Consider the following 26,656-nt stretch of genomic DNA (forward strand, 5'->3'; position numbering starts at 1 on the left):
ACCGTCTGGGGCGAGTGGAGGGGGGGGCTCAGGAGGAGACGCGCGCGCCCTCGCGCAGGCCCTCCTCCTTGGCCTGCTGCACCAGGGCGGCGATGCGGCGGCGCGAGCGCGAGCGCCCGGCGAGCAGCGCCGCGAGGATGAGGGCGACGCCGAGGATCACGAGCAGCTGCGGGACCGGCACGGCGGCGACCGTGATCGACTCCGTCACGGGAGCGGTGGCGACCGGCTCCTGATCGGCGGCGGCGACGGTCGGTGCGATGGTCAGGTCGGCGCCGACTCCGAAGAGGGGCCAGATGCCGTCGAGCTGCACCGAGACGCTGCGCCGGTCGCCGGGCAGCAGCTCCTGCTGGGGCGCGTCGGCCGCGACGACGGGGGCGGTGGCGCCCTGGGCGCTCGCCGTGCCGTCGAGCAGCAGGCGCACGTTGCCGGTGTTCACCACGTCGGCGACGAGCGAGAGGGAGCCGGGTTGGAACGGGTTCCAGGAGAGGCGGTAGTCGCTGGCCAGGTCCTCGACGGAGAAGGAGGGGGTCACCTCGCCGGTCACGCGGGTCATCACGCGGAAGCCGATGCGGCTCTCCACTCCGACGTTCGCGCCTCCCGCCTCGGTGCCCTGCGAGAGCACGGAGGCGGCGATGCCGGCGGCGTGGTCGCCGGGGGTGGCGTTGTCGGGGACCGTCACGGTGAACGGCACCACGCCGCTGCTGCCCGGATCGACGGTCACGGTCTCGGGGGCGGAGATCCACAGCCCGGCGTCGACCGATTCCTGGTCGGAGTTGAGCATGTTGAAGCGGCCGGTGTCGGTGAAGTAGCCGTCGGCGCTGGTGATGCTGAAGGTCACGGGCTGGTCGCTGAGGTTCCGCACGACCGCCTCGTCCGAGGCGCTGGTGCCGGGGGCGAGCTCGAGCTCGACCCACGCGCGCTTGTCGGGGACGCCGTCGGTGGAGGGGCTGACCGCCCAGGTGATCGCTCCGTCGGCCGCGACGGCCTGCGGGGCGACGCCCGCGCCGAGGAGGGCGACGACCAGCGCGAGCAGCGCGGGGAGGAGCGGGCGGCGGGGAGCGGCGGAGCGGCGCGGAGCAGTCATCAGAACCTCATGGTCGCACGGGGGAAGCACGACGCGGCCGGGCGGGCGGGCCCGGCCGCGTCGGCCGTGGTGGGATCGCGGCCGAGGGAGTGCGTCCCCCGGCCGCGACGGGTCACTCGAAGAGCGACAGGGTGATGGTGGACGAGTACGCGCCGGCGTCCACGTTCACGGGGGTGCGGAGGAAGAGGTCGGCGTCGGCGCTCCAGGAGCCCTCGGGGTTGACCTGCTGGGAGTTGCTGGCGACGATCGCGAGCAGCTCCTCGCCCTTCAGGCCCAGGCCGTTGGCGCCGCCGTCGATGGCGGTGTCGACGACCTGGCCCGCGGCGACCTCGCCGAGCTCGCCGCCGTCGACGAGAGCCGGGGCCCAGCCCAGGTTCTCGGCGCCGATGGTGGAGCCGTCGGCCGAGGTGAAGTCCTCGGCGGTGCCGAGGACGTACCAGGCGGAGTCGGGGGAGACGTCCTCGGGGTCACGGGTGTCGGTGACCGTGACGGTCGGCAGGGTGCCGGTGAACTGGCGGCGGACGTTGTCCGAGCCGGTCTCGGCCAGCGTCGTCGAGTCGCCGGCGACGGTCATCGAGAGGGCGCCGGTCCCGGGGAGTTCGGCGATGTCGACGTTCACGTCGACGTCGTCGCTGCCGTAGTTGGTGTCGGCGGCGAAGGCCGTTCCGGCGACTCCGAGCAGGAGGACGCCTCCGGCCAGTCCGGCGGCTCCGCGGATCAGAAGGGATCGGGTGTTCATGTCGGGTGTTCTCCGTTCTCCGGCCGGCGTCGTCGCCGGCTCGATCTCAGTGGGTGTGGGTCGTGCCCGCGGGTCAGCTGCAGCCGGCCGCGGAGTAGGGGGCGGTCGCGGAGGCCGTGGCCGGCTTCCCGTTGACGAACGCGGTCGCCGTGGCGGTCGCGGATCCGTCGGTCACGCTCGTCGCCCGGGTGGTGAAGGCGGCCGAGACGGTGGCGCCGGGAGCGACGTCGGCGAAGCTCTTGGAGCCCCACGTCGTGCCGATCACGATCTTCGCAGCGAAGGCGTTCGGGTTCGTGGCGGTCGCGGTGACGACGATCTTCCCGGCGACGCAGCGCGTCGTGGAGGTCGTGGTCACGGTGATCGCGGGTGCCGAGTCGGTCACGGGGCCGACGGAGGCGGAGGCCGTCGCCGGCGTCCACTGCGGCTTCGCGGCGGTCACGGCCACCGAGATCGTCGCTCCGCGATCGGCGGCGGTGAGCGTGTAGCTCGACGCCGTCGCCCCGCTGATCGCGGTCCCGCCGCGCTTCCACTGGAAGCCGGTCGCCGTCCACGGGGAGGAGGCGGAGGCGGTCAGCGTGCTGCCCACCGTCGTCTTCCCCGTGATCGAGGCCGCGAGCGGCGCGGTGTCGACGATCGTCTGCGCCGCGACGCTGGTGAGGGTCGGGACGACCTTCTGCATGAGACCTGTCGTCTTGTCGAAGGTCACCCGGTCGATCGTCGTCTCGCGGTGCTGCCCGTCTCCGCCGGGGATGGCGAAGCGGTGGTAGGCGATGTACCAGTCGTCCGTGCCGGGCACGTTGACGATCGAGTTGTGGCCCGTGGCGAGGATGCCCTGCGACGGGTCCTTCTCGAGGATCACGCCGCGGTAGGTCCACGGTCCGTCGACGCTGGTCGAGGTCGCGTAGCCGACCTTGTAGTTCACGGAGCCGGTGTCGTCGATCGAGTAGGTGAGGTGGTACAGGCCGTCGCGGTAGTTCAGGAACGAGCCCTCGCGGAAGTCGGTCAGACCACTGATCTTCTTGATCGTGCCGGACTTGATCGAGAGCATGTCGTCGGACAGCTCGCCGTAGAGCGGGTCGCCGTTGCCCCAGAAGAGGTAGCTCTTGCCGGTCTTCGGGTCGGTGAACGCCGCGGGGTCGATCGCCTGGCCGGACCGCACGGACTCGCCGTTGGTGATCATCGCGGTCGGCTGCGCCGTGAACGGGCCCATCGGGTTGTCCGCGACCGCGACTCCGATCGTCTTGCGGTTGAGCGAGGAGTTCTCGCCGGAGAAGTAGAAGTAGTACTTCCCGTTCTTCTCGGTGATCGTCGGCGCCCAGGCGTTGCCGGTCGCCCACGGCACATTGCCGTTCGCGCCGTCCAGCGTCAGGAAGGGCTGCTCCGACCGGGTCCAGTCGATCAGGTTCTTCGAGGACCAGGCGTAGAAGGTCTTGCCGCCCCAGCCGGCGAAGCCGTCCGAGGTCGCGTACAGGTAGTAGGTGTCGCCGAAGACCGCGATGTTCGGGTCGGCGTTCAGACCTGCGAGGACGGGGGACTTCATGACGACGGCCTTGAGGGTCCAGGTGGTCGCGGTGCCGCCGGCGGCGGGCGTGAGCACGACCGTCTGCGGGGTGGAGAGGTCGCGGACGGTGCCGGAGGCGGGGCTCGCCGTGACGCCGGCCGCGGTGGAGAAGGTCGGGGTGAGCTTCGTCAGGTCGGTCCCCGGCTTCACCGGGAAGGTGACCGTCTTGCTCGCCGAGTCGACGATCGGGGCGGTCTTCAGGACGTCGCCGCTGAGCGACAGGTCGACCAGGGCCGACGTGTTGCCGGAGGCGGCGAGCACCTCGGAGGCGCTGAGAGCCCGGTTGTAGACCGAGAACTCGCGGATCTGGCCGCGGAAGCGGTTGTCGGCGTCGTAGTTCGAGCGCCCGATGTAGTTCGCCGCGGTGGAGCCGCCGCCGATGTCCTTCGGGTCGGTCGTGACGGTGCCGCTGGCGACCTTCACTCCGTCGAGGTAGATCGTGCCGGTGGTGCCGGAGAGCGTGTACGTCAGGTGCGCCCAGGTGCCGCGGGGGAGGGCCGAGCCGCCGGCGACGGTCTGCTCGGTGGTGTAGTTCCCGGTCGCGATGCTGGTGCGGTAGTTGTTGCCCGAGGTGAAGAGGTAGCCGTCGCCGGCGCCGTTCGTGGTGTTGCCCAGGCCGTAGAGGAAGTAGGCGCCGCCCTGCGCGGGGTCGATCCAGACGTCGGACTGGATGGTGAGGTCCGTCACTCCGGCGAGCAGGTCGTTCGGCAGCTTGACGTAGTCGTCGGTGCCGTCGAGCTGCAGGGCGCCGTCCTTCCAGGTGCCGCCCGAGGGCAGCGTGCCGTTCTGATTGTTGCCCGAGCTGTCGCGCACCGTGGTGCCCGAGCCGCCGTCGAAGGTGTAGCGGAGGATCTCGCCGGCCGCGTTGACCGGCTTCGCGGCGGGGCCGGTGCTGCTGGTGCCGTAGGCGGCCGTGAGGCGCGCCTCCTCGGCGCTCGAGAGGCGGAGCACCGAGCCGTGGCGGAAGGGCTTCGAGAACGAGTACGTGTTCGCGCCGGTGGTGCCGACGGGAAGCGCCGTGAACCGCATGTCCGCGAGGGTGTCGGTGACGTAGGCGGAGTAGCCGAACGAGTCGCCCATGACGACCCAGCGGCCGTCGGGCAGCTGGTAGACGGTGAGGCCCTCGAGGTGGTCGGAGAGGCCGCGGGACTTCTCCTCGCCGAAGCCGATCACGCGGGTCCACGGGCCGGCGAGGCTCGGGGCCTTGTCGACGACCGTGCGCCAGTCGGCGGTGGAGAAGCGGTAGTACGTGTCCCCCTCCTTCGCGATGGTCGTGTCGATGATGCTGCCGCGGCTCCCGCCGCCGGCGGCGGGGTTCTCGTCCAGCCAGACCTTCGGGGTGGAGAAGCCGACGAAGTCGCGCGTGGTCGAGACGTAGACGCGCTGGGCGGAGGCTCCGCCGGTCAGCGTCTTGTCGCGGGCGGCCCAGTAGACGTAGTACTGGCCGGTCGCGTCGTCCCAGATCGCCTCAGGAGCCCAGACGTTGCCCGCGTCGGGGAAGCCGGCGAAGACGATGCTCTGATCGCTCCAGTTCACGAGGTCCGTCGAGCGCCAGACGACGAGGTTCTTGCTCGCGTTGGTCTGGTCCCAGGTGCCGCCGGGAGCGGTGCCCTCGGCGTGCAGGTCGGTGCCGATGATCCAGTACTCGTCGCCGGTGGGGGAGCGCACGAGGTGCGGGTCGCGGACGCCGAGGGTGCCGCCGAGGTTGGCGAGCACGGCCTTGTCGTTGTTGAGCTTCGACCAGTGCAGGCCGTCGGTGCTGGAGCCGAAGTAGATCTTCTCGTAGTCGGTCGAGGCGAAGTGGGTCCAGAGGTACCCCGCGTCGTACTCGGTGTCGAGGTTCGCGGGAGCCGCGGTGACCGTGACGGGCAGCTGCCGGGTCGCGGTCGTGCCGGCGATCGTCGCGCTGAGCGTGACGGGCGTGGCGGCGGTCTGGCGCTTCACGACGCCGGTCGTGCTGAGCACGGCCGTGTTCGAGGAGGACCAGGCGACGTCGTAGGAGCCGGCCTTCGCGGGCAGCGTCACGTTGCCGCGGACGTCGCCGGAGTTGACGATCGAGAGGGCGTCCAGCGCCTTCTGGGCGTCGGCGTTCACGTCCTTGGCGGGCACGGTGGCGGTGAAGGTGCGGGTGGCCGTGGCCGAGCCGCGGGTGGTCGTGGCGGTCAGCTCGACCGAGGCGACCCCGGTCGCGGGCGGTGTGACGACTCCGCTGGTCGAGACGACCGCGGAGTTGCTCGAGGCCCAGGCGATGGCGGAGCCGTTGGGGCCGGTCGTCGGGAGGGTGAGGTTCGCGGAGACCGAGGAGAGGCTCCCGAGGTCCAGGGCGGCGGAGTCGCGGGAGACGCGCGTGCTGTCCGGGGCCTGGAGGGTCGCGACGTCGGCCGCGCTGAGCGCCGTGCTGTAGACGCGGAAGTCGCGGACCGAGCCGGCGAGGGTCTTGTCCGCCGTGTAGACGGAGCGGCCGATCGCATTCGCGGTGGTGGTGCCGTTGCCGATCGCGGCGGGAGTGATGGTCACTCCGGTCTGCTGTGCGACCTGGGTGCCGTCGAGGTAGAGGCGTGCGGTGTCGCTCGCGTCGTCGAGCGTGTAGGTGAGGGTCTTCCAGACGCTGCGCGCGAGGTTCGCGTTGGAGTTGACGGTCTGCTCGGTGGTCCAGTTGCCGGTGGCGATCGAGGCCTTGTAGCCGTTGCCCGTCGTGTAGAGGTAGCCGTTCCCGGCGCCGTTCGTCGTGTTGCCGAGGCCCCAGATGAAGTAGGGCGTGCCCTGGTTCGCGTTCACCAGGACCTCGGTGCTGACCGTGATCGAGTTCAGGCCCGCGAGCAGGTCGTCGGGCAGCTTGACGTAGTCGTCGGTCCCGTCGAGGGCGACGCCCGCGGCTCCGCGAGGAGCGGCTCCGTTGACGAGCGTGCCGGTGCGGCCCTTGCCCGAGCTGTCGGCGACGGTCGTGCCGCTCGTCTCGTCGAGCGCGTAGCGCAGGACGAGGCTGTCGGAGGGAGCGGCGCTCGCGGACTCGGCCGTCAGAAGAGGGACGGTGAGGGCCACGGCCGTCACGAGGACGAGTGGTCGCAGGAAAGGCTTCATCGCGCTTTGCTCCAGGGTCGGCATCTTTGCTGAGGGGAGGGAGTGTGCCGGCTTCGTACGCGGCGATGTTCACGGTAACACTATGTTGACGTCAACGTGAAGAGCCTAACCGGATCAATTCCCCGACACTCCGGAAAGGAGGCGAACCGGTTCGACGAAGTCCGAGGGCATCCAGGAGCGACGCAGCCGCCGATGTCCGGCCCGATCAGCCGCGGTCGTCGTCGCGCGAGCGGCTCAGCGCCCGGTCCATCGCCCTCATCGTCCGGAAGCCCGTCCGGTCGGCCACAGCCGCACGAGCCGAGGGCGAGAGCGACGGGCTCGCGGCGAGCAGCGACGCGGCGAGGTGCACGCGCCGCTCGCGGAGGGTCGCCGCCACGGTCGTGCCCCGGCGGTGGAAGGCGCGGTCCAGCGTCGCCCGGGAGATGCCGAGACGCATCGCGAGAACGCCCGCGGTGAAGTCCGCATCACCCGCCTCCGCATCGATGACGGCGATCGCGCGGAGGAGGACGCCCTCGAGTCCGTCCTCCGGACGGGCGGGCGGGAGGCTCTGCTTGATGAGAGCCGATGCGGTCGCCTCGAGCGCCCGGCGCAGCTCGCTGAAGCCGGGATCGCCCGCCGAGAGGTCCGCGTTGAGGGTCGCGTTGACGAGGGAGACGAAGGCGCCGCTGTAGCTGTCGGCGGCGAGCAGCGTGCAGGACGGCCCGTCGGACTGTGCGCTCGTGAGGCCGAGCCTGCGCCAGGACGTCCTCAGCGCCAGCCAGGCGGAGTCCTCCTCCGCCCGGAATCGAGCGGAGTCGTCGCGCCGGAGGAGGGCGAGCCCGCCGGGCAGCAGACGAGCGGCCTCGAGAGGGCCGTCGACGACGATCTCGCCGGCGACCGGGAGGATCAGGTCGACCTCGACCTCGGCCCGCTCGAGGGCGGGGAGGGGCGGGTCCGTCCGGACGGTGCCCGGTGTGTGCCAGAGGCGGCTCAGCCGGAAGCCGTCGACGGCGAGCACGTCCCCGGCGAGGTGCAGGGGCGGAGCTCCGTCGCTCGCCCAGCCGAGGCTCCTCAGCCACGCCTCCACGCGGGGACCGCTCAGCTGCAGCGTCTCGACGAGACCGCGCGGGGCGGCCGGCTGCTCGGAAGCGGTCACCGGGCTCCTTCGCAGCGGGGACGGGGTGCGCGGGCGGTGACCACGCTAGGCCGGGGGAGGGGCGCCGGGACGGGGTGGCGCGTTCCTCCTCGGGCGAGGCGCCCGTCCTCGGCGGGGTGGGGCGGAGGCGGCCCTCCTCGCCCGCGGTCCGGCAGGACGCGGGCGGAGAGGGCCGCCGGGCGCGGATCAGCGGCAGTCGGTTCTCGCCTTGATCCAGTGGGCGTTCAGCGTGCCGATCCGCTGGGCGGTGATCCCGGCCGCATCGGGCCCGGTGCTGGCACCGGAGCCGATCTTGCGCCACGTGTCCGCCGCCGGGTCGTAGTGCCAGATGTCGCCGTTCGCCTTCACGGAGACGTTCCCATCCGCTCCCTGACCGTAGGTGCGGACGAACCCGGAGTTCTCCGGAACGGTCGCGAGCTGGGTGCCGTACTGCAGGACTCCGTCCTTGATCCAGTGGACCTCGGACGTCCCGCCGGGCCCCTGGGTCAGCCCGGCGGCGCCCGGCTCGGTGCTGGCTCCGGTGCCGATGCGGTCCCAGACGTTCCCCTGCGGGGTGTACCGCCAGATGTCGCCGTTCGACTTCACGGCGATCGTGCCGCGGGTGCCGAGGCCGTAGACGCGGACGAATCCGGAGTTGGTCGGCACGGTGGCCGCTGCGGTGCCGTACTGCAGGACTCCGTTCTTGATCCAGTGGACGTTCAGGGTCCCGGCCGAGTTCGCGGAGATGCCGGCCGCGCTCGGCTCGGTGCTGGCGCCGGTGCCCAGAAGGGTCCACGCGTCGGCCTGGCTGTTGTACCGCCAGACGTCGCCCGTCGACGTGATGGAGACGTTCCCGTCCGCGCCCTGACTGTAGGTACGGACGAAGCCGGAGTTGTTCGGAACGGTCGCGGCCTCCTTGCCGTACTGGAGGACTCCGTCCTTGATCCAGTGGGCGTCGTAGGTTCCGTCCGGCCCCTGCGTGAGCCCGGACGTGCTGGGCTCCGTGGAGGCGCCCGTCCCGAGCTTCTGCCAGCTGTCGGACTGCCGGTACCGCCAGATGTCCCCGTTCGCCTTGACGGAGACGTTGCCGTTCACACCCTGCGAGGAGGTGTGGATGAATTCGGAGTTGTCGGGAACAGTGGCGAGGCCCGTGCTGTACTGCAGATCGCCGGTCTGGCGGACCGGGAACGGGGCGTTCGTCTTCGCCGAGCCGCCGAAGGCGAGGGCCGAGCCGGTCGCGGGGCCGGCGATGACGCCGCCGGCCGGGATGGTGGCGACTCCGTTCGCGTCGGTCACGAAGATGCCGGTCGCGCCCCCTCCGAAGCTGAAGCCGGGCGGAAGCGTCACCCGCACGGGGACGTTCGCCACGGTGCCGCCGGAGAGGGTCATCGTGATCGGCGCTGTGGAGGGCGTGCACGCGATCATGTTCGACGGGATGGAGCTGAACACGAGGGTCTGCGTGGCAGAGGCAGCGGCGGCCGGGGTGGCCGTCGCTGCGGCGATCACGGGCAGGGACCAGGTGGCGCCGGCGACGACGGTGCGTCGCCTCAGCGGACCCTGCTCAGCGGGAGAGTTGTCGGAAGTCACAGTGAAGCTCCTCGGTCTGTCTTCTCGCCGGCGGCCTCCTCGGAGGACGGTCGTCGTCCGCTCGGCCGCTTCGGCGGGTACGACGGGCGCCGTACCGCTGGGGAGTCTTCCCGCGGGCGGGCGGTCGGCCCAAGCGCTCGGGGGCAGGTGAGGAGGAAGTGGCGCTGCCGTGAGGAGGGAGTGGTGAGCTCCGGCGCCGCTCCGAGTCGCGACAGCCCTCCCGACCGGGTGCTCCCGTCGGTCGCCCGTCGCCGCCGGGGCGCCGCCGGTGCGATGAGTGGGAGCGCCGCCGTCCGCTGTGACCGGTCCGGTGACAAACGGAGTGCGCGGGGGGCTGCGAATCACCCCCGTGGTGAGGCGTCAGCGTGCCCGAGAGGAAGGGGCGCCCGATGGCGTCGAGATCGGCCGAGATGTACCGGCGGATGGCCGAGCACTGGAACGGCATGGAGGCCCGTGCTTCCGGACTGCGGGTGGAGGGGACGGGCTCGGCGGGGTTCGAGATCTCCAGACTGTGGATTCCCGGGGGCTCCGTCCTCGAGCAGAAGCGGCAGCCGCGCTACCCGCCGGGCGCGCATCTGCTGCTGGTCGTCGAGGGCGGTGGACGCATCCGGCAGGACGGACGGATGCTCGAGTGCGGCCGCGGTGATCTGGTGGTCCTCGACGCGGATCCACGGACCGGGGCGCGCTTCCCCCGCTCGACCGTGATCTACGCCTGGGTGCTCGGCGAGCGGGCGCTGGAGCAGCGTTGGATCACGGAGCGCTTCGGCGAGGTCCTGCCGGTCGCCGGCTCCTTCCTGGCCCCGGCGCGGGCGCTGATGAACGGTCTCCTCGACGGCGACCCCGCTCTGGCGGAGCAGCCCGCCGTCGCCCGGGCGGGCGAGGCCTTCCTGAAGGAGCTGGTCGAGGGCTCCGCACCGCGCAGGCGTCCCCGCGCCGAGGAGGTCTACGGGGAGGCCATGGCCCTGATCGAGGAGCGCCACCCGGATCCCGCCTTCACCGCCGCACGGCTCGCCCGCGAGCTCCTGGTGTCGGAGCTGACGCTGGCTCGCGCGTTCTCCTTCCTCGGGCGGACGGCCGACGACGAGCTCGAGCGGCGCCGGGCGGGAACCCTCCTGCTCCTGATCGGCGGGCGGTCCCTGACGACCGCCGGCTTCGCGCGCGCGGCCGAGGAGGCGGGCTTCGCCTCCGTGGGGAGCGCTCACCGCGCGCTGCGGCGGCTCTCCCAGCGCCGCTGACCGGGCGGTCCTCCCGGCCGTCCTCGTGGTTCGGCGACGGCGAGCGGCCGGATTCCGAGCGCGAGGCGCGGAGGCCTGGGAGATCCGTGCGAACGTCCGGCGGTGATCGACAGATGAGGGATTCTGTTCGTTCGACGCGGAGGAGGCGGGAGATGGGTGCCGCAGAGGAGCGGATGCAGGCGTTCGCTCGCGCCTGGTACGAGCGCGGGACCGGCGCTCCCGGTCTGCGGATGGACGCAGCGGATGGACCGGGACTCGCGCTGACGCGGGTGTGGGGGCCGAACGGGATCAGGGTCGCCCCCTCGCCGTCGGTCGACAGGGCGGACAGGCCGGCGGGCGTTCACATCTCCCTGATCGTCGAGGGCGGGGGAGAGGTCGTCCTCGACGAGGGCGTGCTCGAGGCGACGCCGAACAGCGTCCTGCTCCTCGACGCCAGGGTCCCGGCGCGCATCGACTACCGGCGGCCGACCGTCTCGTACACCTGGAGCTTCGACGCCGCCGTGCTCGAGCACCGGTGGGTCCGCGAGCGGATCAACGAGGTCGTGCCGGTGCGCGAGTCGGTCTGGACGCCTGCCCGTGCCCTCGCCAACAGTCTGATCGAGGGCGATCCGGCCGTGCTCGGGGCCGCCGGCGTGAGGCGGGCGAGCGAACTGCTGCTGGAGGGGATCGTCGAGCACAGCGCGCCGCGGGTCCGGACCCGCGGCGCCGATCAGGTCTACGCGGAGGCGATCCCGGTGATCGAGGCACGCCACCGCGACCCCGCGTTCTCCGCCGCGGTGCTCGCCCGGGAGCTGCTCGTCTCCCCCCGCGTGCTCGCGGAGGCGTTCGCGTTCCTCGGCCGCACGCCGGCGGAGGAGATCGAGACGCGACGGGCGGGCACCCTCCGGCGCCGGATCGGCCTGCGGCGGCGGCGCCCTGCCGACTTCGCCCGCCTCGCCGAGGAGTGCGGCTACGGCACCCGCGAGCAGGCCGCACTGACGCTCGGCCGCTCCGCCTCCTGAGGCCGGCGGAGCGCCTCGGACACGACGGCGCCCCCTCGTCCGCGGAGGGACGAGGGGGCGCCGGGGGAGATCGGGCCGGAGCCCGGTCAGGTCTTGCTGCGGGCCATGACGGCGCGCTGGAGGAGGACGAAGACCAGGAGGATGCCTCCGGTGATGATCGTGGTCGCCTCCGGCGGGATGCCGCCGTCGCGGGTGATCAGGACGTTCATGAGGCCGAGCACCAGGGCGCCGACCACCGAGCCGAGCACGAAGCCGACGCCGCCGGTGAGGAGCGTGCCGCCGATGACGGTCGCCGCGATGGCGTCGAGCTCCCAGCCGGTGCCGGTGATGTTCTGGGCACTGCCGAGGCGGGCGGTGTAGACCACACCGGCGAGACCGGCGAGCGTGCCGCTGATGATGTAGATGAACAGCTTGGTCCGCACCACCGGGAGGCCCATCAGGGCCGCCGACTGCTCGGAGCCGCCCATCGCGTAGACCGTACGGCCCAGGCGGGTGCGGTGGAGCACGAAGAACGCGCCGGCCACGACGAGGATCGCGATGATCACGCCGGGGCTGATGACGAAGTCGTTGACCTTCGGGCCGTCGATCAGCTTGATCGGCGTGGCCAGGCTCAGCACGGCCGAGTCCTCGGGGAGGCGCTCCGGGACGGTGCTCAGCATGGAGGCGAGACCGCGGGCCAGGAACATCATCGCGAGCGTCGCGATGAACGGCTGCACGTTGAAGTACTGGATCAGGACGCCGGAGATCACGCCGAACAGGGCGCCGATCACGACCATCAGGACCATCACGAGCCAGGGGTTCCAGCCGGCGTTGATCAGGAGCACGCCGCTCACGCTGCTGAACGCGATCACCGCGCCGACCGAGAGGTCGATGCCGCCGGTGAGGATCACGAAGGTGAGGCCCACGGCGAGGATGATCAGGTGCGCGTTGTTGACCAGCAGGTTCGAGATCGTGCTCGCCTGCAGGATCCGGCCGTAGGCGGCCTCGCCGTAGACGATCATCCCGAAGAAGATGATCAGCGCGGCCAGGGTGGGCAGCTTGTCCAGGTGCTGGCTCAGCCAGCCGCGCGCCCCGGAGGTGCGCTTGGTGCTCGCCGGAGGGGCGGAGCGGGTCATCACGGCACTCATGCGGGGATCGCCTCTTTCTGCGGGACGCTGCGGCGCGCCTCGCGACGGGACTTGAAGGCGGAGCGGACGCGCTCGGACTGCAGGAGGCAGAGCGCGACGATGACGATCGCCTTGAAGGCGGGCGTCGCGGAGGACGAGACTCCGAGGAACACGACGGTCTTGTCGAGGGTGGCGATCAGGATCGCGCCCACGGCGGCACCGGTGATGTTGAACTTGCCGCCGGCGAGCGAGGTGCCGCCGATGACGACAGCGAGGATCGCGTCGAGCTCGAGCTGGTAGCCGGTGCGCGAGACGTCGACCGTCATCACGCTCGCCGTGGCGAACACGCCCGCGACTCCGGCGAGGATTCCGCTGCCGATGTAGGCGGTCATCAGCAGGCCCCGGCGGTTGATGCCCGCGAGGCGGGCCGCCTTCGGGTCCATGCCGATGGCCTCGATCATCAGGCCGAGCGCGCTGCGGCGCACCAGGACTCCGACGACCACGACGATCGCGATGGCGAGGAGGAACACGACCGGGAGCCCGAAGACGTACCCGTTCGCGAGCCAGCGGAAGGGCTCGTTGGTGGCGGCGGTGTTCTGGCCGCCGGTGATGACCTTCGCCAGGCCGCGGCCCGCGAGCATCACGACGAGCGTGCTGATGAAGGGCTGGAGGCCCACCACCGAGACGAGGACGCCGTTCACGGCTCCGAGCACGGCGGCCACCAGGAGGGCGACCGCGAAGGCTCCCGCTGCCGCGCCGAGCGAGTCGGGCGCTCCCGCGGAGTTGAGGAACTCCATCGAGACGGCGCCGGCGACGACCATGATCGAGCCGACCGAGAGGTCGATGCCCCCGGTCGCGACGACCAGGCACATGCCGACGGCGATCATCAGGATCGGAGCGGCGGCGCGGGCGATGTCGATGACGTTGCCGACGAGGTAGCCGGTGGTGGGGCTGACCGAGACGGCCAGGTAGCCCGGGTCCTTGACGACGTTGACGAGGAGGAGCAGGGCGATCGCCACGACTCCCCAGAAGTACTGGCGGCGGATGATCCCGCCGAGGACGGATCCCCGGGCGGGTCGGGTGTCGCTGCTCATGATGCGGCCTCCTGCGTGGCGCTCTCGAGGACGACGACGTCCTCGTCGACGACTCCCTCTGCGGCGATGGTAGTGACGATCGACTCCGCAGTGACAGCGGGACCGTTGAGGATCTCCGCGATCACGCGGTGGTCCTTCAGGACGATGATGCGGTCGCTGAGGCGGACGACCTCGTCGAGCTCGGACGAGATGAAGACCACGGCGACGCCCTCGCCGGCGAGGGCGACGACCTTCTCCTGGATCTCGGCCTTCGCTCCGACGTCGATGCCGCGGGTCGGCTCGTCGAGGATGAGGATCTCGGGGGCGGTGGCGAGCCAGCGGCCGAGGAGGACCTTCTGCTGGTTGCCGCCGGAGAGCTTGCTGATCGGGCGGTCGGGGTCGGCCGGGCGCACGTTGAGCTCGACGAGGTACTTGCCGACGATCTCGTCCTTCTCCTTCTTGGAGAGGGGGCGGGCCCAGCCGCGCTTGGCCTGCACGCCGAGGATGAGGTTCTCGCGGACCGAGAGGTCGCGGATGATGCCCTCGTCGCGGCGGTTCTCGCTCGAGAACGCGATCTTGTGGGCGAGGCCGGCGGTCGGCGTCGGGACGTCGATCTTCTTGCCGTGCATCGTGATCTCGCCGGTGTCGGGCTTGTCGACGCCGTAGATCAGGCGCGCGAGCTCGGTGCGGCCGGAGCCGAGGAGCCCGGCGAAGCCGACGACCTCGCCGCGGTGCAGCGTCAGGTCGGTGCTCTCGATGGAGCCCTTCTTGCCGATGCCCTTCGCGGTGTAGAGCGGGGCGTCGCGGTAGAGGTGGTCCTGGCTCTCGCGCTCGGAGTCGAGGGAGCGCAGCGCCGCGATGTCCTTGCCGATCATCTTCGAGATCAGCGAGGTGCGGTCGAGCTCGTGGGTCAGGTACTCGCCGACGAAGGTGCCGTTGCGCAGCACCGTCAGGCGGTCGCTGATCGCGTAGACCTGGTCGAGGAAGTGCGAGACGAAGAGGATCGCGACGCCCTCCGCACGGAGGCGGCGGATGACGACGAAGAGGTTCTCGACCTCGTTCGCGTCCAGGCTCGAGGTCGGCTCGTCGAGGATGAGCACCTTGGAGTCGCTCACCGTCGAGCGGCTGATCGCGACCAGCTGCTGCATCGCGATCGAGAGCGAGGCGAGGGACTGGCGCGTGTTGAGGTGGCCGAGGCCGAGCTTCTCGAGCGCGACCTTCGCGGCCTGGTGGGTGGCCTTCCAGTTGATGCCGAAGGGTCCGCGGACCTCGTAGCCGAGCATCACGTTCTCTCCGATGGAGAGGTTCGTGACCAGGTTGACCTCCTGGTACACGGTGGAGATGCCCGCGGCCTGCGAGTCGGCGGTGCCGGTCAGGCGACGGGTCTCCCCGTCGATCACGATGTCTCCGCTGTCGATGCGGTAGACGCCGGTGAGGGCCTTGATGAGCGTGGACTTGCCGGCGCCGTTCTCACCCATGAGGGTGTGGACCTCGCCCGGGAACAGGCGGAAGTCGACGCCGTCGAGGGCTTTCACGCCGGGGAAGCTGATCGAGATGTTCTTCATCTCGACGATCGGAGGCGAACCTGTCATGTCGCGTCGTTCCGTTCTCGAGCGGGGCGCAGCCGAACAGGTGCGCCGAAGGGTCGGAGCGACCGGGGCCGGCGGGTGGGCCGGCCCCGGTCGCTCCGGGGGAGTGGTGCCGCGTCGAGGACGACGCCGGGCGACCGGTGGTGCTGAGCGACTAGAACTTGCGGTCGGGCAGCGCGGTGGCGGCGGCCTCGGGCGAGTCGAAGGTCTCGCTCGGGACGACGATCGAGGACTCGACCGTCTCGCCGGCCAGGGTCTTCTCGACCGCGTCGAGGGCGGTCTCGCCGAACAGCGGGTTGTACTCGGCGACGAAGCTCAGCTCGCCGTCGGCCAGCGCCTGCAGGGCGTTCTTGGTGCCGTCGATCGTGGCGATCTTGACGTCGGTGCCGGGGGTGAGGCCGGCCTCCTGGACGGCCTGGACGGCGCCGAGGCCCATCTCGTCGTTCTGGGCGAAGACCAGCTGGACGTCGTTGTTGTTCGACTTCAGGACGGTCTCGAAGACGCTCTTGGCCTCCTCGGTGGACCAGTTCGCGGTCTGCGCGCCGATCTTGGTGAACTTCGAGTCGGCGCCGATGACCTCGTCCCAGCCCTCGTTGCGCTCGTTGACGACCGAGACGCCCGCGGGGCCCTCGAGCGTGAAGTACTTCGCGCCGCTCGGGAATGTGGTCTTGGCCCAGTCGGCGACCGAGGTGCTGACCGCGATGTTGTCGGGCGCGATGCGGGTCACGTAGAGGTCGGTGTTGTCCGGCTCGATGCCGCGGTCGATCAGGATGACCGGGATCTCGGCCTCCTGGGCGCGCTCGAGCGAGTCCTCCCAGCCGGAGCCCTCCGTGGCGGAGAGCAGGATGATGTCGACGCCCTCGTCCACGAAGGAGGTGAAGGAGTCGATCTGCGACTTCTGGTCTCCGTTGGTGGCGGGTGCGTACTTCAGGTCGAAGCCGGCGTCCTTGGTGAACGTGTCCTCGATGTTGGTCTCGTTCGCCTGGCGCCACGCGCCCTCGGGGCCGACGGCCACGAATCCGACGGTGGTGAGGTCACCGCTCGAGCCGGAGCCCGAATCGGAGCCGGAACCGCCCGAGCAGCCCGCGAGTCCGAACGCGAGTGCGCCGACTGCTGCGAAACCCAGGAACTGGCCGATACGCCTCGTCTTGGACATAGATCTCCTCCTTGAGATCGCGGGCACGAAGAGCGCGCCCGAGATGGTGGACCCCGAAGGGCCTCGAATGCGGGCCTAGCGGCCCGAGGTGCGGTGAGTGCAGGATGTGCAGTGGGCGCCGGCCGAAGCAGCGCCGCGTCGAAATGTTACCGTGAACAATTCTTGTGACGCAACAGCACGGCGGTGCGCTTCGGTAACGATCCGGTCGCGGGGCCCCGCAGGGCCCGATGGCGACCCTCTGCCCGGTGGTCGGGCCCGGGAGTAGCTTCCCTGGCCATGATGCTCCCTCGATCGCGCTCCGTCCCCGCGACGGCCGCGACGGCGGCCCTCGTGCTCGCGCTCTGCGGATGCTCCGCGGACGGCACGGCGGCCCGCCACGCGGCCGACGCCTTCCTCTCCGCCCTCGCCGACGGCGACGGCCGGGCGGCGTGCGCCCTGCTCACCGACTCCGCCCGCGAGGCCGTGGAGGACAGGGAGGGCGACTGCCCCGACGGCGTGCTGGAGCTCGGGATCGCGGAAGACGGAGCAGGGGACGCCGGGCAGTCGTTCGCCGGGCTCGCCGCCTACAACGACACCCAGACAGCGGAGGGGCTGCGGGAGGTCGGCTACTGGCGCTTCGTCACCTCCTCCGACTTCGCGATCGACGTCGCCGAGTACTGGCAGTCGGAGTACCTCCAGTTCTTCCTCTCCATCGGAGCGACCGTCCGGCTCGTGCAGCGCGGGTCGCCCGAGTCGAAGCGGGTGGGCCAGGAGGGGCTCGAGACCGACGAGCAGCAGAAGGCGGGCGCGTCCGCGGAGGACGACTCGCCGCCCTCGGCCTCCGCCGGCGGCCTGCGGCAGGCGCTGTTCTCGCACTCGCTGCTGCTGGTGATGGGGGCGGTGTTCCTGCTGTCCTGGGCGGCGCAGTCGGTGACGGGCGTCGCGGCCTCCAACGAGGAGCAGCTGACGAGCCTGGAGGCGCCCGTCGACTGGCTCGGCTACGTCTCCTCCGCCGCCTTCTGGAACCGGACGCTCCAGCACTGGCAGTCGGAGTTCCTCGCGGTGGGCAGCATGGCGGCGCTCGCCGTGTTCCTGCGCGAGCGCGGGTCGAGCGAGTCGAAGAAGGTGGGCGATCCGCACGGGCGGACGGGGATCTGAGCGCGGGGGCGCCTCCGGGTGTGCGGGTGCGGAGCGGCCGGTCCGCGGCCGAGCGGTCAGGGGGCGTCGGATCGGACGCGGATCTCGTCGCCCTCGAGGGCGAACCGCAGGGACGTGCCGATCGGGAACCGCTCGCGGAGGGCCTCCGGCGCCGCCGACGTCACGGTGAACTGCGCGACCGCGGGGAACGCTCCGGCCGTGCAGCCCTGGAAGAACAGGCCGTCCTGCGGCTCGGTGGTCCGCACGATGGAGAGGCATGAGCCGGCGCTCGAGGAGCGGCGCTGCCGGACGACGGTGAGCCCCGTGTCGGCGGGCAGGCTCTGCCTTACGACGGTGAGCCCGCCGAAGTCCTCGGTGGTGACGGATCCGTCGAACCCCAGTCCCTCCCAGCCGGGGAGGTCGGTGCCGTTCGACAGCGGCAGCACGGCGACCTCGCGGCCGGGCTGCCCGTCCCCGGCGGTGGCGAGGAGGGTGGCCCCCGCGGCGACGGCGGCCGTCGCGGCCAGCGCGGCGAGGAGGAGGAGGCCGCGCCGACGGGAGCGGCGGGGCGGGACGTGGCCGAGGGGGTCGGACTCCTCGTCGGCGGAGGCGTCCGCGGGAGGTGCCGCGTCCTCCGGCGCCGCGTCCTCGGTGACCGCGGGAACCACCGCGTCCGACCGTGCGGTGCCGAGGGCGGGACGGACGCGGGCCTCGAGCGCGGAGAGCCGGGCGAGCGCGCCGGGGTCCCGCTCGATGTCGGAGCCTCGGCCGTACGCGCGCCGCTGCAGCTCCGCGAGCTCGTCCGGTCGCTGATCGTCCACCCCCGGATCCTCGCAGGCCCGGCGCCCGAGCGGGACCCGCCGGTGCGCCGAGGTCGTGGCGGTCGAGCAGCCCGGACGGCTCATCGAGACCCGGTGGCCGGTGCGGCCGCTCGGCCGGCGGGGGAGGTCAGTCGTCGTCGTCGAGGTCGTCGTCGCGGTCGGCGGCGATCATCTCGACGATCGTGTCGACGGTGAGCCAGGGGCCGTTGCTGACCTCGCCGATCTTCTCGCGGTCCTTGAACACGACGATGCGGTCGCTGAGGCGTACCACCTCCTCCAGCTCGGACGAGATGTAGACGACGGTCACCCCCTCCTTCGCGAGCTGCGCGATGTGCGCCTGGATCTCGACCTTCGACGCCACGTCGATCCCGCGCGCCGGCTCGTCGAGCACGAGCAGCCGCGGACGGGTCGCGAGCCACCGCGCGAGCACCACCTTCTGCTGGTTGCCTCCGGAGAGGTACTTCACCGGGATGTCCGGGTCGGCCGGCGAGATGTTCAGCGCCTCGACGTAGGTGCGCACCAGGGTGTCGGTCTCGGCGGCCGAGAGCGGGTGCGCCCAGCCGCGCAGGGCCTGCAGGCCCAGCACGAGGTTCTCGCGGAGGGAGAGGTCGCCGATGATCCCGTCCTCGCGGCGGTTCTCGCTCGAGTGGGCGATGCGGTGGCGCAGGCCCGACACCGGGTCGGAGATGTGCGCGGGCTCGCCGTCGATCAGCACCTCGCCGGTGTCCGGCTTCTCGACTCCGCTCACCAGCGACGCCAGCTCGGTGCGCCCCGAGCCGCGCAGGCCCGCGAAGCCCACGATCTCGCCGCGGTGCAGCTCCAGATCGGTCGGGCCCACGGCGCCGCGGCGGCCGATCCCGTGCGCGCGGTAGATCGCCGGGCCGACCGGCTGGCGGCGGTGCTCGCGGCGGTCGGAGCCGATCTGCCGCAGCGCATCGATGTCCTTGCCGATCATCTTCGCGATCAGCTCGGCGCGGTCCATGGTGTGCGCCGGGTACTCGCCGACGGTGCCGCCGTCGCGGAGCACCGTCAGCCGGTCGCTGAGGGTGAGGACCTGCTCGAGGAAGTGCGAGACGAACAGGATCGCCACGCCCTGGTCGCGCAGCCTCCGCAGCACCGTGAAGAGGCGGGCCACGTCGCTGAGGTCGAGGCTGGAGGTGGGCTCGTCGAGCACGAGCACGCGCGGACGATCGACCATCGCGCGGCTGATCGCGACCAGCTGGCGGATCGCCGGCGAGAGCGAGCGCAGCGGCAGGTGCGGGTCGAGGTCCTCCAGGCCCAGCTCGGCGAGCATCTCGGCCGCGCGGTGGTGGGTGCGCGACCAGGAGATGCCGAAGCGGCCGCGGACCTCGTGGCCGAGCATCACGTTCTCGCCGATGCTGAGGTTGTCGGTGAGGCGCTCGTCCTGGAACACGGCCGTGATGCCCGCTGCCTTCGCCTCCGCCGGACCGCTGAAGCGCCGGGCGACGCCGTCGACGAGGATCTCGCCCGCGTCGGGTTGGTGGATGCCGGTCAGCGTCTTGATCAGCGTGGACTTGCCCGCGCCGTTCTCGCCCATCAGCCCGTGGATCTCGCCCGGCACCAGCCGCAGGTTCCCGTCCTTCAGAGCGGGTCCGGAGGCGAAGGAGACGCGGATGCCGGTCATCTCGACGACGGGTGCCGCGGAGCTCCGGGTCGTCCTCGATGAGATCGCCACGTGCCGTCCTCGGTTCGTGTGCGGCGCGCCGTCAGGGTCCGGCGTGCCAGGGGCTGCCGCCGATGATACGCGAGCGCATGCGGCGGGACGGGAACAGGAGGGTCACGATCGGGGAGCGGCCGTGGAGGAGCGGATCACCAGCTCCGTGGGGATCCGGGTGCGCTGCGGGATCTCCTGGCCGCGGATCCTCGCGTGGATCACCTCGGCGACCGTCGTCCCGAGTTTGTCGAAGTCCTGGCGGACCGTCGTCAGCGGCGGGAGGAAGTGGCGGGCGGTGGGCAGATCGTCGAAGCCGACGATGCTCACGTCCTCGGGCACGCGGATCCCGCGCTCGACGAGGCCGTGGATCACTCCGAGCGCCATCTCGTCGTTCGCGACGACCATCGCGGTGAAGTCGGGCACCGACTGCAGGCTCGCGGCGAAGTCGTACCCGGAGTCCGGGGTCCAGTCGCCGATGACGATGGGGCGCTCGTGCATCCCCCACGACTTCGCGCGGCTGTGGAAGGCGCGCTCGCGGGCGCGCGCGTCGAGCCAGTCGAGGGGGCCGGAGAGGTGCAGGACGTCGCGGTGGCCGAGGTTGCCCAGGTGGTCGACGGCCTGGAACATGCCGGCCTGCTGGTCGACCGAGACGGTGAGGAAGCTCGGATCCTTGTCGCTCTTCACCACGAGCGTCGGCACGCCGATCTCGACGGTGCGGAGGGTCGCGACGGAGGAGGAGCGCGGCGCGATCACGCAGAGCGCGTCGATCCCGAGGCCCATCAGGTGGTCGATCGCGTCGGTGGGGGTCATCTCGAGGTCCGGCCGCAGCGCGACGGAGGTGATCGAGTACCCCTTCTCGCGGGCGGCGCGCTCGATCGCGCGGAGGGTGCTCGACGGCCCGTACTCGGCGCCGCTCTCGATCATCACGCCGATGCGGTCGGTGCGCTGCGTGACGAGGGAGCGGGCGGCGATGTTCGGCCTGTAGTTGAGCTCGTCGACCGCCTCGAGGACCTTCTGGCGGGTCGACTCCTTGATGTTGGGGTGCCCGCTGAGCACACGCGAGACGGTCATGTGCGAGACCCCCGCGACCGCCGCGACATGGCGGAGGTTCGGCCGATCGGCCATGAGAGGACCTCCTCCGCTCCCCGGGCGGGTGAGCCGCGCCACCCCGGCGCGGACGAGGCTCAGAGGGCTCGGCTGCCGGGGGTGGCACCAGCATAGTCAGGCGGGGCCGACCTCCCGGTGGGCGCCTCCTGAGCGGGCGGGCATCGTCCGATCCGCTGCGGCATCCGCCGTGGCGCGGGGCGGGCGGGACCGTCCCGGTCGCGTCGCTCTCACTGCGGTCCTCGATGATCGAGGGGGCTCTGGGGCGTCGTGAGCCCTCGCCAGAACACGTCGTGCAGGGAATGCTCGGCGACGAGCTCCGGAAGGATCGGGGCCGCGTCCGCTCCTCGTAGGAGGATGTCGTCCAACGAAGCGATGACGTCCACGACCGAGCGCGGAGTGAACTGCCCGGCGAGACGTTTCGCCTTCGCGCGGACGTTGTTGGGCGTGGGGCCCGCATCGATCACGGAGTGGTTCCAGAGCCGGCTGTGGTGAGCGCACCGGTTGCGCAGGTAGACGAGTGCGCGGACCCGGTAGGCGAAACCGGCTCGGGCGACTCCCAGACCGGACGCGACGTCCCCCGCAAGCGATCCTCGTGCCCCTCGCTCGATGCATCTCGACAGAGTTCAGAAGGACCAGGCCTCGACGGCCGACCACACCGGTAGCTCGCCGAAGGCGGCCGCGCCCCTGCCGCCGGGGAGCTCCGTGAAGCGGAGGACATGCCGTTCCCTGCTGCGCTCGATGTCGCGGAGGCACGAATCGACTGTCGACTCCGCGTTCGGAGACTCGGAGTAGAAGCTCTTCTCGAGATAGCACTCGTACGGGCCGTGCTCACGAGCGATGACATGAGCCGTACGGCTGCGGAGAAGGATCTCGGCACGGGCCGGTCGAGCACGCAGGCTCTGCCGCAGCGCTTCATCTGCGTCGCAGACCGCTCGGACGTCCTCGAACCAGACTCCGTCCGCGAACGAGTCGTCCCCGTCGTGCGGAGCCCGCTGGAAGTAGCGGGCGTACCCGGAGAAGCGGTAGTAGTTCTGCGCGGCCAGGTAGCTCGTGCAGGCCTCCCCGTCGGCGATGCCGAGCCCGCGGTCACGGAGGAGCTGGACCTGCTGCTTCCACGACAGGCTCGGTTTCCGTGCCATCGCAGTACCTCGGTGCCGAAGAAAAAGGCCCCTCCCATGTGAGCATCGCGGAGAGGCTTGGGAGGGGGTCGATCGGAGCGAATCTACCAGGCGTCCCTCAGCCGTGGTCCCTGCGGCGCCACTCGACCAGCAGGTTGCACGAGTGCTGATCGGACCATCGCCGCAGGACGGAGAGGGCCGACCGCCGCAGCGCCGAACGCTGCGGGTCTTCGAAGGCGCGGGGCGGGCGAGTACTCTCGGGAGCCTCATGGCACGCGACAACGAACCGACCGTCACCCTCACCGATCCGCTCGAGGAGCGCCTGCGCGCGCAGGTCGCCCGCGAGGGGGAGCGCAACGTCGCTCTGCGATCCGCGGCCCTGCTCACCGGCGGGTACGAGGGCGAGTCCTTCCTCCTCACCGTGGGCGGCGAGCACGCCGACGGGATCCTCAAGGGAGCGCCCTCCCTCTACTGGCCCGAGCTCTGGGGTGCCCGCGCGCTCCTCTACGTCTGGGACGACGACGCCGCCGACGCGGTGACCGCCGGACTCGCGAACCCCTCCTGGCGCGTCCGCGAGATGTGCGCCCGCGTCTGCGCCGAGCGCGTGCTGGGCGGGCAGAAGAAGCTGTCCCGCCTGACCACCGACGAGCACCCCCGGGTCCGCGCGGCCGGAGCGCGCGCTCTCGTGGCGGCCGCTCTGGCGGGGATCTCCTCCGGTCGCGACGCGAAGGGCGAGTTCGCGGCGAGCGTCGAGGCCGTCCTGACGGGCATGCTCCGCGACCCGGACCGCGACGTCCGCCGCGCCGCGCAGCAGTCGGCCGACGCGCTGCGGGACGCCCGCTCGGCCTGAGCGGACCGCCCGCCGGCGGTCGAGGCGTCGCGAAGGGCCGCCTCCCGGCTCCGATGACGACCGTTCGTGACGCCTCGGAGCCCCGGGGGCTCAGCCGACCAGGTGCGTCGCGCGCTCGAAGGCGCGCTTCAGCTCGTCGCGCTTGCGAGGCCGGCTCATCGCCCGCTGGCCGGGGCTCCACGAGTCGATGACGGTCGGGCCGTCGACCAGGTACGGCTCGATGTTCTTCTTCCAGCCGCTGGTCGGCGCGGTCCCGGCGTTGACGACGACCCGCAGGTCGGGGAGCAGCGGCAGGAGCCGACGCAGCTCCATCGCGCCCTGCCGCACCTCGTCCGCGTCGGGGGCGCCGTCGAGCTGCCACGGCACGATGTTCCAGACCAGGGTGCGGGCGTGCAGTCCGACCTCGTCGCGGAGGGTCCAGGTCGAGGCGGCGGTCGCGTCGTCGTTGTCGACCGAGACGAAGCCGGAGCCGTCGGGGCCGGTCGACATCGGTCCCGGGGCCTCCAGCACGATGAGCGCACGCGCCTCGACGCCGGCCTCGGCCGGGTCGAAGTCGGGCACCACGGCACCGGGATGCCTGCGCGTGCGCCGGGCGAGGAGCTCCTCGCGGAACGCCCGGAGGGGCTGCACCGAGGCCTCGTCCTCGAGCAGGGCCCGGCGCTCGTCGAGGGCGGAGCGGTCGCGGAAGCCGTACGGCTCGGTCAGGAACACCCTCCGAGGCTAGTCGCGATCCGCCCAGCCGCGGCGGGCGGGCCTGCGGGCGCCCTCCTGGGTGACCCCGGCAGGGCCTGGCTCGCGCCGCCCCCGGCTCCTACGGTCTGACTGCAGTCGAGAATCTGGACCGGAGGGGGTCACCGTGTCGGACGAGCCGTCAGTGAGCATCGGGGTTCCGTACGTCGAAGGGGGGTCGTCGCCGCAGGTGCTGGACGTGTACAGCAGGTCGGTGTCCCCGGCCGAGGACGCTGCTCGGCCGGCCGTCGTGCTGATCCACGGCGGCGGGTGGTTCCGGGGGGACAAGAGCAAGGAGCGGGCGCTCGCGACGATGCTGGTCGACGCCGGCTACCTCGTGTTCGCGGCGGACTACCGCGAGGCTCCGGACTCGGTCTTCCCGGCCAGCAGGGACGACGTGCTCGCCGCGGAGCGGTGGGCGGTCGCGTCCGAGTGGGCGTTCGACCGGAGCAGGCTGGCGTTCTTCGGCGGATCGGCGGGCGGGAACCTGGTCGTGGAGGCCGCGATCGCCACCGGTCGGCCCGCCGTCAGCTGGTCGGGGATGTTCGACCTCCTCGGCATCGTCGAGGCGACCGACGACCTCCCGGCCACGCCGACGACGCAGGACCTCGACACCATGAAGAGCGCCGACATCGACCAGACCGGCCGGAACGACGCCTTCCTGCGCTGGACGATCCTCAACGAGGTCGGGGGCGACCGCGGGCTGCTCACCGCCGCCTCCACGACGCGCCACGCCTCCCCGGACGGCGGGCCGGTGTTCCTGGCCGACTCGCTCGGCGAGTTCGTCCCCGTGAGCGACGCGCAGGCCATGCAGGCGGCGCTCTCCGCGGTCGGAGTCGCCAGCACGCTGCAGCTGATCCCGGGCACACGTCACGCCGAGGGGTACACGGAGGCGGCCATCGGCCCCTCGCTCGCCTTCCTCCGCGACGCCCTCCCGCCGGCCCGAGCATGACGACGACGGAGTTCGCCGGAGTCGGCAACGTCTTCTCCTTCGTCGACGACCTCGACGCCGCGATCGCCTGGTACTCGGCGCGGCTCGGGCGCGAGCCCGTCGTCCGCGGCGGGGCGCTCGTGGCCTACGACCTGGACGGCACCCGCCTGACGCTGCACGAGCGGGACGAGCTGAACCGGCCCGGACCCGACGGCACGAGCCCGTACTGGACGGTTCCCGACGTCGACGCCGTCGTCGCCGACTGGACGGCGAACGGCGCCGTCGCCCACCGCGGTCCGAAGACGGTGTTCACGGGGGAGCGGCTGTGCCAGCTGCTGGACCCGTTCGGCAACCTCTTCTCGGTGCGGCAGGCCGTGCCCCGTGACTGATGACGTCGCTCCGGCTCCCGCCGCCCCGGCGCAGACGTCCGCGCCGGCGCAGCCGTCGGCCTGGGCGCCCATGGCGATCACCGCCTTCCGGGTGCTGTGGTTCGCCCAGCTGGGCAGCAACATCGGCACCTGGATGCAGACCGTCGGAGCCCAGTGGTACCTGGTCGAGGCGGCCGCGGGCGCGGCGGTCGTCGCGCTCGTGCAGACGGCGAGCCTGACGCCCTCGATCCTCGTCGCCCTCCCCGCGGGCGTGCTGGCCGACTCGCTCGACCGGCGGCGGCTGCTCATCTGGGGGTCGTCGGCCAGCGCGCTGCTGGCGGCCGCTCTGACGGTCGTGGCGGCGGTCGGCGCGCTGACGCCGTGGACGATCCTGGCCTTCACCTTCCTCCTCGGCATCACCTCCACCCTGACCTCGCCCGCCTGGCAGGCGATCCAGCCGGAGCTCGTGCCCCGGAACCTGATCGCGGCGTCGTCGGCCCTCGGAGGGGTGACGGTGAACGGCGCCCGCGCGGTCGGCCCGGCCCTGGCGGGAGTCGTCCTCTCGGCGTTCGGAACTCCGGTGGTCTTCGGCATCAACGCCCTGAGCTTCATCGGCGCCGTGCTCGCTCTGCTCTGGTGGAAGCGGCCGACGCAGACCGGCCTCGACGACCGCGAGCAGTTCGGCGCCGCGCTGAAGGGAGGGATCCGGTACGTCGCCTCCGCGCACCTCGTCCGCCGGATCCTCCTCCGCTCCGCGCTCTTCGCCCTGCCGGCCAGTGCGCTCTGGGCGCTGCTGCCGCTCACCGCGAAGCGCCTCCAGCTCGACTCCAGCGGCTACGGCTTCCTCCTCGGGGCCCTCGGTGCCGGTGCCGTGCTCGGCGTCTTCGCCCTGCCGCTCGCCCGCCGGAAGCTCTCGGACGACGTCGTGATCGGGGCGAGCGCCGTGCTGTTCGCGGCGGGGACGCTCGCGGCGGCCTTCCTGCCCCTCGTTCCGGCACTGCTGCTGCTGGTCCTCGCGGGGCTGGCCTGGATCGGCACCCTCACCGTGCTGAACGCGGCGCTGCAGCTCACGCTGCCGCAGTGGGTGCGGTCCCGCGGAGCCTCGATCTACATCCTGGTCTTCATGGGGACCATGGCGGTCGGCTCGATCGGCTGGGGCCTGGCCGCGCAGGTGCTCGGCACCGCGCCCGCGTACGCCGCGGCGGCCGCTCTGCTCCTCCTCGTGGCGGCCAGCGTGCGGGTGCTGCCCCTGCTGCCGGGGACGGGCACCGTCGACCGCAGCATCTCGATGTCGTGGCCCACGCCCACGCTGGTGTTCGAGCCGGAGCCGACGGACGGGCCGGTGATGGTGCAGATCTCGTGGACGGTCCGCCCCGACTCCCTCGCGGACTTCCGATCGGCCATGCGGCTGCTGGAGAGCTCCCGCCGCCGGACCGGCGCCTCGCGGTGGGCGCTCTACCGGAGCGGGGAGGAGGCCGACGTGCAGCTGGAGACGTTCATGGTGCCCTCGTGGGGCGAGTTCCGGCGGCAGGAGACCCAGCGGCTGACCGGCCGCGACCGCGAGATCCGCGCGGCGGCGCTGACCCACGCCGACGGCGATCCCGTCGAGCGGCAC

20 protein-coding genes and 1 pseudogene are annotated in these 26,656 nt (G+C 71.8%); 7 read left to right on the top strand and 14 right to left on the bottom strand.

Annotated features, from left to right (window positions below):
• Positions 1 to 28: 28 nt before the first annotated feature.
• From C5C27_RS08345 to C5C27_RS08365, 5 genes are all read right to left on the bottom strand, one after another.
• A complete protein-coding gene (locus tag C5C27_RS08345; protein WP_104314110.1) occupies positions 29 to 1,084 on the bottom strand; it encodes a WxL protein peptidoglycan domain-containing protein in 1,056 nt (351 codons plus the stop codon).
• A gap of 112 nt (positions 1,085 to 1,196) precedes the next feature.
• The gene (locus C5C27_RS08350) at positions 1,197 to 1,823 is read right to left on the bottom strand and encodes a hypothetical protein (RefSeq protein ID WP_104238652.1); all 627 of its coding nucleotides are present in this window, start codon (positions 1,821 to 1,823) and stop codon (positions 1,197 to 1,199) included.
• A gap of 73 nt (positions 1,824 to 1,896) precedes the next feature.
• The gene (locus tag C5C27_RS08355) at positions 1,897 to 6,465 is read right to left on the bottom strand and encodes a family 43 glycosylhydrolase (RefSeq protein WP_181133482.1); all 4,569 of its coding nucleotides are present in this window, start codon (positions 6,463 to 6,465) and stop codon (positions 1,897 to 1,899) included.
• A 205-nt stretch (positions 6,466 to 6,670) separates the two neighbouring features.
• The gene (locus C5C27_RS08360; RefSeq protein WP_104238654.1) at positions 6,671 to 7,600 is read right to left on the bottom strand and encodes a helix-turn-helix domain-containing protein; all 930 of its coding nucleotides are present in this window, start codon (positions 7,598 to 7,600) and stop codon (positions 6,671 to 6,673) included.
• A gap of 186 nt (positions 7,601 to 7,786) precedes the next feature.
• A complete protein-coding gene (locus tag C5C27_RS08365) occupies positions 7,787 to 9,166 on the bottom strand; it encodes a hypothetical protein (RefSeq protein WP_104314112.1) in 1,380 nt (459 codons plus the stop codon).
• A gap of 389 nt (positions 9,167 to 9,555) precedes the next feature.
• Here C5C27_RS08365 and C5C27_RS08370 point away from each other — a divergent pair, with 389 nt between their 5' ends.
• Positions 9,556 to 10,401, top strand: coding sequence for a hypothetical protein (locus tag C5C27_RS08370; protein ID WP_104314113.1), 846 nt, complete (start codon positions 9,556 to 9,558; stop codon positions 10,399 to 10,401).
• A gap of 152 nt (positions 10,402 to 10,553) precedes the next feature.
• On the top strand, positions 10,554 to 11,402 hold the full coding sequence (locus C5C27_RS08375; RefSeq protein WP_104314114.1) for a hypothetical protein: 849 nt from the start codon (positions 10,554 to 10,556) through the stop codon (positions 11,400 to 11,402).
• Positions 11,403 to 11,488: 86 nt separating this feature from the next.
• Here the strand turns inward: C5C27_RS08375 and C5C27_RS08380 are convergent, their stop codons facing one another.
• The 4 genes from C5C27_RS08380 to C5C27_RS08395 form a co-directional block, all read right to left on the bottom strand.
• Entirely contained in the window at positions 11,489 to 12,529 is a 1,041-nt protein-coding gene (locus C5C27_RS08380) for a sugar ABC transporter permease (RefSeq protein WP_104222391.1), read from the bottom strand.
• Positions 12,526 to 13,602: an ABC transporter permease gene (locus tag C5C27_RS08385; RefSeq protein ID WP_104238658.1), complete on the bottom strand. Its 1,077-nt coding sequence runs from the start codon at positions 13,600 to 13,602 to the stop codon at positions 12,526 to 12,528. Before C5C27_RS08385 ends, C5C27_RS08380 begins: the two co-directional genes overlap by 4 nt.
• Positions 13,599 to 15,173 (bottom strand): sugar ABC transporter ATP-binding protein, encoded by a 1,575-nt coding sequence (locus C5C27_RS08390; protein ID WP_104222393.1) that lies wholly within the window; start codon positions 15,171 to 15,173, stop codon positions 13,599 to 13,601. The genes C5C27_RS08385 and C5C27_RS08390 overlap by 4 nt, the downstream gene beginning before the upstream one ends.
• 151 nt (positions 15,174 to 15,324) lie before the next feature.
• Entirely contained in the window at positions 15,325 to 16,326 is a 1,002-nt protein-coding gene (locus C5C27_RS08395; RefSeq protein ID WP_104238659.1) for an ABC transporter substrate-binding protein, read from the bottom strand.
• 276 nt (positions 16,327 to 16,602) lie between these two features.
• Here C5C27_RS08395 and C5C27_RS08400 point away from each other — a divergent pair, with 276 nt between their 5' ends.
• Positions 16,603 to 17,463, top strand: a complete 861-nt coding sequence (locus C5C27_RS08400) for a DUF6766 family protein (RefSeq protein ID WP_104314115.1) — start codon at positions 16,603 to 16,605, stop codon at positions 17,461 to 17,463.
• A 56-nt stretch (positions 17,464 to 17,519) separates the two neighbouring features.
• Here C5C27_RS08400 and C5C27_RS08405 read toward each other — a convergent pair whose 3' ends face one another.
• From C5C27_RS08405 to C5C27_RS08420, 4 genes and pseudogenes are all read right to left on the bottom strand, one after another.
• Complete coding sequence (locus C5C27_RS08405) at positions 17,520 to 18,263, bottom strand: hypothetical protein (RefSeq protein ID WP_104238661.1); 744 nt, start codon at positions 18,261 to 18,263, stop codon at positions 17,520 to 17,522.
• Between the two features lie 127 nt (positions 18,264 to 18,390).
• The gene (locus C5C27_RS08410) at positions 18,391 to 19,908 is read right to left on the bottom strand and encodes a sugar ABC transporter ATP-binding protein (protein ID WP_104234360.1); all 1,518 of its coding nucleotides are present in this window, start codon (positions 19,906 to 19,908) and stop codon (positions 18,391 to 18,393) included.
• 153 nt (positions 19,909 to 20,061) lie between these two features.
• Positions 20,062 to 21,063, bottom strand: coding sequence for a LacI family DNA-binding transcriptional regulator (locus C5C27_RS08415; RefSeq protein WP_104238662.1), 1,002 nt, complete (start codon positions 21,061 to 21,063; stop codon positions 20,062 to 20,064).
• Positions 21,064 to 21,272: 209 nt separating this feature from the next.
• Positions 21,273 to 22,433 (bottom strand): annotated as a pseudogene (locus C5C27_RS08420) (Abi family protein).
• On the opposite strand from C5C27_RS08420, the gene C5C27_RS08425 reads away from it, so the two are divergent.
• Positions 22,432 to 23,013, top strand: coding sequence for a HEAT repeat domain-containing protein (locus C5C27_RS08425; RefSeq protein WP_244230570.1), 582 nt, complete (start codon positions 22,432 to 22,434; stop codon positions 23,011 to 23,013). The pseudogene C5C27_RS08420 and the gene C5C27_RS08425 overlap by 2 nt on opposite strands.
• Before the next feature lie 90 nt (positions 23,014 to 23,103).
• Here the strand turns inward: C5C27_RS08425 and C5C27_RS08430 are convergent, their stop codons facing one another.
• Entirely contained in the window at positions 23,104 to 23,724 is a 621-nt protein-coding gene (locus C5C27_RS08430) for a hypothetical protein (RefSeq protein WP_104314116.1), read from the bottom strand.
• A gap of 232 nt (positions 23,725 to 23,956) precedes the next feature.
• Between C5C27_RS08430 and C5C27_RS08435 the strand changes: the two genes are divergently transcribed.
• From C5C27_RS08435 to C5C27_RS08445, 3 genes are all read left to right on the top strand, one after another.
• Positions 23,957 to 24,694 (top strand): alpha/beta hydrolase, encoded by a 738-nt coding sequence (locus tag C5C27_RS08435; protein ID WP_181133483.1) that lies wholly within the window; start codon positions 23,957 to 23,959, stop codon positions 24,692 to 24,694.
• Entirely contained in the window at positions 24,691 to 25,062 is a 372-nt protein-coding gene (locus tag C5C27_RS08440) for a VOC family protein (protein WP_104238665.1), read from the top strand. Before C5C27_RS08435 ends, C5C27_RS08440 begins: the two co-directional genes overlap by 4 nt.
• Positions 25,055 to 26,656 (top strand): MFS transporter (locus C5C27_RS08445; RefSeq protein ID WP_258066561.1); only part of this gene is annotated, 1,602 nt, incomplete at its 3' end. The genes C5C27_RS08440 and C5C27_RS08445, both read left to right, overlap by 8 nt.

It is taken from the genome of Rathayibacter sp. AY2B7 (assembly GCF_002931635.1).
GTDB lineage: Bacteria > Actinomycetota > Actinomycetes > Actinomycetales > Microbacteriaceae > Rathayibacter.